Origin of the sequence: Terrabacter sp. 2YAF2 (genome assembly GCF_052114705.1) — a bacterium.
GTDB lineage: Bacteria > Actinomycetota > Actinomycetes > Actinomycetales > Dermatophilaceae > Terrabacter.
In genome coordinates, this window is record NZ_JBFRFG010000023.1 from 48,531 (window position 1) to 55,729 (window position 7,199).

Annotated in this window: 5 protein-coding genes, 1 tRNA gene and 1 pseudogene; 5 read left to right on the forward strand and 2 right to left on the reverse strand. The window is 70.0% G+C overall.

Features of this window, described 5'->3' with window-relative positions:
• Nucleotides 1-59: 59 nt before the first annotated feature.
• Both AB4030_RS19565 and AB4030_RS19570 read left to right on the forward strand, forming a co-directional pair.
• The gene (locus tag AB4030_RS19565; RefSeq protein WP_442280881.1) at nucleotides 60-1,100 is read left to right on the forward strand and encodes an ArsA-related P-loop ATPase; all 1,041 of its coding nucleotides are present in this window, start codon (nucleotides 60-62) and stop codon (nucleotides 1,098-1,100) included.
• Nucleotides 1,097-2,272, forward strand: a complete 1,176-nt coding sequence (locus AB4030_RS19570; RefSeq protein WP_442280882.1) for an ArsA family ATPase — start codon at nucleotides 1,097-1,099, stop codon at nucleotides 2,270-2,272. Before AB4030_RS19565 ends, AB4030_RS19570 begins: the two co-directional genes overlap by 4 nt.
• Nucleotides 2,273-2,317: 45 nt before the next feature.
• Here the strand turns inward: AB4030_RS19570 and AB4030_RS19575 are convergent, their stop codons facing one another.
• Nucleotides 2,318-2,623 (reverse strand): WhiB family transcriptional regulator, encoded by a 306-nt coding sequence (locus tag AB4030_RS19575; RefSeq protein WP_442280883.1) that lies wholly within the window; start codon nucleotides 2,621-2,623, stop codon nucleotides 2,318-2,320.
• 291 nt (nucleotides 2,624-2,914) lie between these two features.
• Between AB4030_RS19575 and AB4030_RS19580 the strand changes: the two genes are divergently transcribed.
• Nucleotides 2,915-5,377, forward strand: a complete 2,463-nt coding sequence (locus tag AB4030_RS19580) for a transglycosylase domain-containing protein (protein ID WP_442280884.1) — start codon at nucleotides 2,915-2,917, stop codon at nucleotides 5,375-5,377.
• Between the two features lie 29 nt (nucleotides 5,378-5,406).
• Here AB4030_RS19580 and AB4030_RS19585 read toward each other — a convergent pair.
• A pseudogene (locus AB4030_RS19585) lies at nucleotides 5,407-5,829 on the reverse strand (GatB/YqeY domain-containing protein); the annotation flags it as partial.
• 81 nt (nucleotides 5,830-5,910) lie between these two features.
• Here AB4030_RS19585 and AB4030_RS19590 point away from each other — a divergent pair.
• Nucleotides 5,911-6,849, forward strand: a complete 939-nt coding sequence (locus AB4030_RS19590; RefSeq protein ID WP_442280885.1) for a metallophosphoesterase — start codon at nucleotides 5,911-5,913, stop codon at nucleotides 6,847-6,849.
• Between the two features lie 135 nt (nucleotides 6,850-6,984).
• Nucleotides 6,985-7,061, forward strand: a tRNA-Pro gene (locus AB4030_RS19595).
• The last annotated feature ends 138 nt before the right edge of the window (nucleotides 7,062-7,199 follow it).

Consider the following 7,199-nt stretch of genomic DNA (forward strand, 5'->3'; position numbering starts at 1 on the left):
GTGACGCACGCCGCGGGGTCGGGACGGATCGGGAGTCGGGCCGCCCTATGGTGGAACCCGTGACGACGGACCCTGACGCCGCACCGTGGGCGGGCGCGCGACTGCACGTCGTCACGGGCAAGGGCGGCACCGGCAAGACCACCGTCGCCTCGGCCATCGCCCTGGCCCTCGCCTCGTCACCTGCCCACGTGCTGCTCACCGAGGTCGAGGGCCGGCAGGGCATCAGCCAGACGTTCGACGTGCCACCGCTCGGCACCGAGGAGACCCGGATCCTGCGTCTCCCCGGAGGCGGTGAGGTGGTCGGCCTGTCCATCGACCCCAAGGCCGCCCTGCTCGAGTACCTCCAGATGTTCTACAAGCTCGGCCGGGCAGGCCGGCTGCTCGAGAAGTTCGGCGCGATCGACTTCGCGACGACCATCGCCCCCGGTGTGCGAGACGTGCTGCTCATCGGCAAGATCTACGAGGCCAACCGGCGCCGCCGCGACGGTCGGCACAAGGGCGACTCCGCCCCGGTCTACGACGGGCTCGTCCTCGACGCACCGCCGACGGGGCGCATCGGCCGGTTCCTCTCCGTCAACTCCGAGGTGGCCGACCTCGCGCGGGTCGGACCGATCGCCTCGCAGGCCACCTCGATCACCCGTCTGCTCCAGTCGGACCAGACGGTCGTCCACGTCGTCACCCTCCTCGAGGAGATGCCGGTGCAGGAGACCCTCGAGTCGATCGAGGAGCTGCGCGACAAGGGCCTGCACCCGGGCGCTGTCATCGTCAACATGGTGCGCGAGCCGCTCCTCGACGACGTCGCGCTCGACCAGGCGCGCGAGGGTCGACTGCACAAGGCTTCGATCCGCACCCAGCTCGCCGAGGCAGGTGTCGGCGCGACGCCCGAACTCGTCGACGGCCTGCTCGAGGAGGCCCGCGACCACGCCGAACGCATCGACCTCGAGCGCGAACAGCTTGCGCTCCTCGAAGCCACGGGCCTGCCGATCGTCCGGCTTCCCGCGCTGCCGGCCGGCGTCGACTCCGGCTCGGTGCGCGAACTCGCAGACCTGCTCGTGCCGCTCTTCGTCCGTCACTCCGCGACCGCACGGGTCGAGGCATGAGCCCGGGCCCGGTCTCGAGCAAGGCTCCGGCCCTCGACGTCGACGCCCTCATCGACGACCCGAGCACCCAGATCGTCGTCTGCTGCGGCTCCGGCGGTGTCGGTAAGACGACGACGGCCGCGGCGCTCGGCCTCCGGGCGGCCGAGTCGGGACGCAAGGTCGTCGTCCTGACCATCGACCCCGCCCGCCGTCTCGCCCAGTCGCTCGGGCTGACCGCGCTCGACAACACGCCCCGTCCGGTCACCGACATCGACACGACGGCAGGCGGCAGCCTCCACGCGATGATGCTCGACATGAAGCGGACCTTCGACGAAGTCGTCCTGGCCCACTCCGAGCCCGACAAGGCCGAGCAGATCCTCGCCAACCCCTTCTACCAGGCCGTCAGCAGCTCCTTCGCCGGCACGCAGGAGTACATGGCCATGGAGAAGCTCGGCCAGCTCAAGGCCAGCGCCGGCACCGAGGACGCCCCGTGGGACCTCATCGTCGTCGACACCCCGCCATCGCGATCTGCCCTCGACTTCCTCGACGCCCCCAACCGACTCGGCAGCTTCCTCGACGGGCGTTTCATCCGGCTGCTCACCGCCCCCGCCAAGGCCGGTGGACGCGCCGGCCTCAAGGTCTTCGGCGTGGGCGTGCAGCTCGTGACCGGCACGATGACGAAGATCCTCGGCGGTCAGATGCTCACGGACGTCCAGACGTTCGTCAACGCCCTCGACACGATGTTCGGCGGCTTCCGCGAGCGCGCCGACGAGACCTACCGGCTGCTCTCCGAGGAGGGCACGGCCTTCCTCGTCGTCGCCGCACCCGAGCGGGACGCGCTGCGCGAGGCGTCCTATTTCGTCGACCGCCTCGAAGCGGACGGTATGCCGCTGGCCGGGCTCGTCGTCAACCGCATCGGGCGCGTCTCGGCGACCGGGATCAGCCCGTCGCGGGCCCTCGCCGCCGCCGAGTCCCTCGAGGACGGCGGAGGCCCGAAGTCGGCCTCGAACGCCGCCGGCCTGCTCCGGCTGCACGCAGCGCTCGTCCGGACGGCCGAGCGTCAGCGCGAGCTGGCCGACCGTTTCTCACGGTCACACCCCGGCATACCCGTGGTGCAGGTGCCGGCGTTGGGACGCGACGTCCACGACCTCGACGGCCTCCGCGAGATCGGGCACGCGCTTGCGGGGTCGTGACGCACCCAGCGGGTGGTCACGGCCCCGTTCACGTGTTGAATCGCCTCAGAGGTGCTTGCTCTGGGAGGCCATGCCTGCCCGGAGCGCCGACTTCCACGACGTGATGTCCGGCCGCTTGCGCAGCAGGGCTCGACGCTCGCGTTCGGTCATGCCTCCCCAGACACCGAACTCGGTCCTGTTGTCGAGGGCCTCGGCCAGGCACTGCGCGAGGACAGGACACGTCTTGCAGACGGCCTTCGCGTCGTGCTGGGCCTTGCCTCTGACGAACAGTGCATCAGGGTCCGCCCCGGAACAACTGGCCTGACTGGCCCACTCGTCCACCCACGGATCCACCATGACGACAGCACTCATTGTGTTACCCCTCCCCGCTCGGCACCTCCCATGACACCGAGCAGACCCGGACCGTCCCACCGATCCTGATCACGCGGACCCCCCTTAGGCCCAAACGAGACATTACGAGCGTGCGGCCCGGTCCGACATAGCCTCTATGCATCATTTAGGCGAGAAGGTGACTAGTCACCTGACCATCCTGTGGTGGTCACCGGACAGCCCACTCACGCCACAGCGACACCGCCCGCACCGGCCGCACCGCGACCACGCACAAACCCGGTGGCCATAGAGCTAGCGGTTACCCTTGGCCCCATGTCTTCACGCACTACCTCGATCGGCGGCGTCATCAGCCTGCTCGGCGCGTTTCTCGCGTCCGCGCTCGTGCTCGGACTGCTCGCCGCCGGCCTGGTGATGCCCGCGGTGGGCGCCACGGGTGCTCTCGCCCGCAGCGGCGTCGACGTCTTCAACGAGCTCCCGAGCGAGTTCACGACCGATCCGCTGGCCCAGACCTCCCGCATCCTGGCCGCCGACGGCTCCGTCATCGCGACGCCGCAGGAGCAGAACCGCACCATCGTGCCGTTGAGCAAGGTCGCGCCGATCATGCGTGAGGCCCAGGTCGCGATCGAGGACCACCGCTTCTACGAGCACGGCGGGGTCGACCTCCAGGGTGTCCTGCGTGCGGCGATCTCCAACATCCGCAGCGGAGCGACGACCTCGGGAGCGTCGTCGCTCACCCAGCAGTACGTCAAGATCTCCCTGCAGTACTCCGCCCTCAACTCCGGCAACAAGCAGGCGGCGGCTGCAGCGGTGAAGAAGGACTACATGCGCAAGCTCAAGGAGCTGAAGTACGCGATCACGCTGGAGAAGAAGCTCACCAAGGACCAGATCCTCGAGGGCTACCTCAACCTCGTCTACTACGGCGACCGCGCCTACGGCGTCGAGGCAGCATCCCTGCACTACTTCAGCGTCCACGCGGACAAGCTGAGCCTCTCGCAGGCAGCGCTCCTCGCCGGTCTGACGCAGAACCCCGGCACGACCGACCCGGTGAACTTCCCGAAGAAGGCGGTGGCTCGCCGCAACGTCGTGCTCGACCGCATGCACGAGCTCGGCCGGATCACGGACAAGCAGTGGACCGACGCGAAGAAGCGCACCCTCAAGCAGGACATGCGCGTGCAGCAGCCCAAGAGCACCTGCCTCGCGTCGCCCTACCCCTACTGGTGCGACTTCATCGTCAGCTACGCGTTGGCGATGCCCGAGCTCGGCAAGACCGTCGAGGAGCGCAAGCGGATGCTCTACCGCGGCGGTGTGACGATCCAGACCACTCTCGACCCGCGGGTGCAGCAGGTGGCCCAGCAGGAGCTCACCAAGAAGGTGCCGATCGGCGACCCGTCCCGCGTCGGCGCCGCGGCCTACGTCTCCGATCCCTCGACGGGCAAGGTGCTCGCCTTCGCCCAGAACACGACCTACACCGTGGACAAGGAGTCGTCCGGCAAGACGGGCATCAACTGGGCCCTCGACCAGCGCTGGGGCGGCTCCGGCGGTTTCCAGTTCGGCTCGACGGCCAAGGCCTTCGCCCTCGTGACCGCCATGGAGTCCGGGATGACGCTGCAGGCGAGCGTCAACGCCAAGGCGGCCGGCAACGGTCACATGGCGGCCTACCAGCCGAAGGACTTCCCCGGCGGCTGCGGACCGGGCAGCACGTGGGACGTCGACAACGACACGTTCTGGCCCGGCGGCAGCATCAGCCTCATGAAGGCGACCGCGCTGTCGACCAACACCGCCTTCGTGGCACTCGCGCAGCAGCTCGGTGGCTGCAAGGTGCGCGACACCATGCTCCGTCTCGGCCTCCACCAGTCCGACGGGCAGCCGGTCGGCAAGTACGCGCCGCAGTACATCCTCGGCGCCTCCGACGTCTCCCCGCAGGGAGTGGCGCAGGCCTACGGCGTCCTCGCCGCCGACGGCAAGAAGTGCTCGATGATCGCGGTCACCAAGGTCACGCAGGGCAGCAAGGTGCTGGCCGAGCCCAAGACGACGTGCACCCAGGTCGTCGACCCCGACGTCGTCCACGCCACCGACAAGTTCCTCGAGTACAACATGACCAACGGGTCCGGCATCCGCAACCAGCTCGATGGTGGAGCGCGCCCGTCGGCCGGCAAGACCGGTACGGCCAACAACAACAACGAGTCGTGGTTCGTCGGCTACACGCCGCAGCTCGCGACGGCCGTCTGGGTCGGCACGCCCTACGACCCCATCTCCCGCGTGATGAAGAACGTCACCGTCGGTGGCACCTTCTACCCCGTCATGCACGGTGCCGCGATCGCCGCCCCGATCTGGAAGGGCATCATGAACGGCGCCCTCCAGGGCCAGCCGATCGTGCCGTTCACGGAGCCCTCAGCCAAGTTCACGCAGGGCACCGGGACGCCCCCGGGTGTCATTCCGAGCGTGACGGGGCTGTCGGTCCCTGAGGCGATAGCGACCCTCCAGGCCGCCGGGTATCCCGCTGGCGTGGGAGGCACCATGGGATCGTCGGTGCCCAGCGGCCTCGTCGCCGGCACCTCGCCCTACGGGAGCGCGCCCAGCGGCACCTTCGTGACGATCTACACCTCGCGCGGCGGTGGCGGCCAGCAGCAGCAGACGCCCCAGACGCCCCCGGCTCCCCAACCGGCCGTCACCACTCCGCCACCCCCGACCCCGACCCCGACCCCGACGGGCGGCGGTGGCAAGCCGGGCAAGCCGGGCAAGCCAGGCAAGCCGACCCCGCCCCCTGGCGGCTGACCCCGTGACGACGAAGGCCCGACCCGATCGACGCGGCCGCCCTCGGCGCGGCCGGCCACGGCGGCATTGGCAGCCTTCATCGCGAGGCCCATCTGCGGCATACCACTGGCTCCGGAGGCCGTGACGGCCTCGCGGACGATCGTCTCGAGCTCGTCGTCGCCGAGCTGCTTCGGCAGGTAGGCCTCGAGGACGGCCAGCTCGGCCTCCTCCTTGTCGGCGAGCTCCGCTCGACCGGCGCCGGTGTAGGCCTCGGCGGCCTCGCGGCGCTTCTTGGCCTCCTTGGTGAGGACCTTGAGGACGTCGTCGTCGGTCAGCTCGCGGTGCTCCTTGCCCGCGACCTCCTCGTTGGTGACGGCGGTGAGGGCCATCCGCAGCGAGCCGGCCCGGACCTGGTCGCGCTCGCGCATCGCGGAGGTGAGGTCGGACTGCAGCTGCTCCTTGAGGGTGGTCATGCGTCCAGTCTGTCAGGTCGGGCCACACGGCCTCGCTGCGCTCGGACGTCGTGGCTGCGCGCGGATGCGAGGATGGGGCCCATGCGTGCCGTGACCAAGACCGTGCTGGGACTGGGGATGGCCGGCACAGGGGTGCTCGGCTGGGCCTCACTCGTCGAGCGCAACGCCTTCGTGCTGCGCCGCTTCGACGTGCCGGTCCTGCCCGACGAGGCTCCCCCGCTGAGGGTCCTGCACCTGTCGGACCTGCACCTGTTGCCGCGCCAGCGGGCCAAGCAGGCCTGGGTGCGCAGCCTCGCCTCGCTCGACCCCGATCTCGTCATCACGACGGGCGACAACATCGCAGCACATGACGCCGTGCCGTCGCTGCTCGACGCATACGAACCCCTCCTCGGCATTCCCGGGGTCTTCGTCCTCGGGTCCAACGACTACTTCGCGCCGAAGCTGAAGAACCCGCTGGGCTACCTGACCCGCAACCACGCGAAGGGGGTCGGCACGACCCTGCGGCTGCCCACCGCGGACCTGCTGCGCGGTCTCGGTTCACGGGGCTGGATCGACCTGACGAACCGTCGCGACTCGATCACCGTGCGCGGCCTGCGCATCGACGTGCGCGGGGTCGACGACCCGCACCTCGGCTACGACCGCCTCGACCTCGTGGGCGGACCGGCCGCACCCGACGCCGACCTGGCGCTCGCGGTGACGCACGCCCCGTACCTCCGGGTGCTCGACGCGTATGCCGCTGACGGCGCCGACCTCATCGTGGCCGGCCACACGCACGGCGGGCAGGTCTGCGTGCCCGGCTTCGGCGCCCTCGTGACGAACTGCGACCTCGACACGGGCCGCGTCAAGGGCCTGTCACGCTGGTGGCCGGGCGCCGGCGGGACGCCCTCGTCACACGCCCCGGAGGGCGCCGCGTGGCTCGAGGTGTCCGCGGGGCTCGGCACGGCGCCCACCGCCCCCGTACGTCTCGCCTGCCGTCCCGAGGCCACGCTCCTGACGCTCGTCCCCCGCTCGCAGGGCTGACTCGACGCCCGCATCGGCGCGGCACCGGGCACGGGACCCGGTGCGTGAGCGCGACCCGATTCGGAGATGGACGGGAGGCTGCGCTAGCATCTCTGCTTGCTGCCTCCGGTCCACGGACCAGGGCAGATGCAGCACCGGGGTGTGGCGCAGCTTGGTAGCGCGCTTCGTTCGGGACGAAGAGGTCGCAGGTTCAAATCCTGTCACCCCGACCATTGTGATGTCTCAGGACATCGGAATGAGCCGGACCTACGGAATGTAGGTCCGGCTCATTCGTTTGTGCGGGTCCGGGTGGGGCGTCCGGTGGGTTGGTAGTCACGGCTGGGGTCCAGGACGAGCTGGCGCAGGAGCTC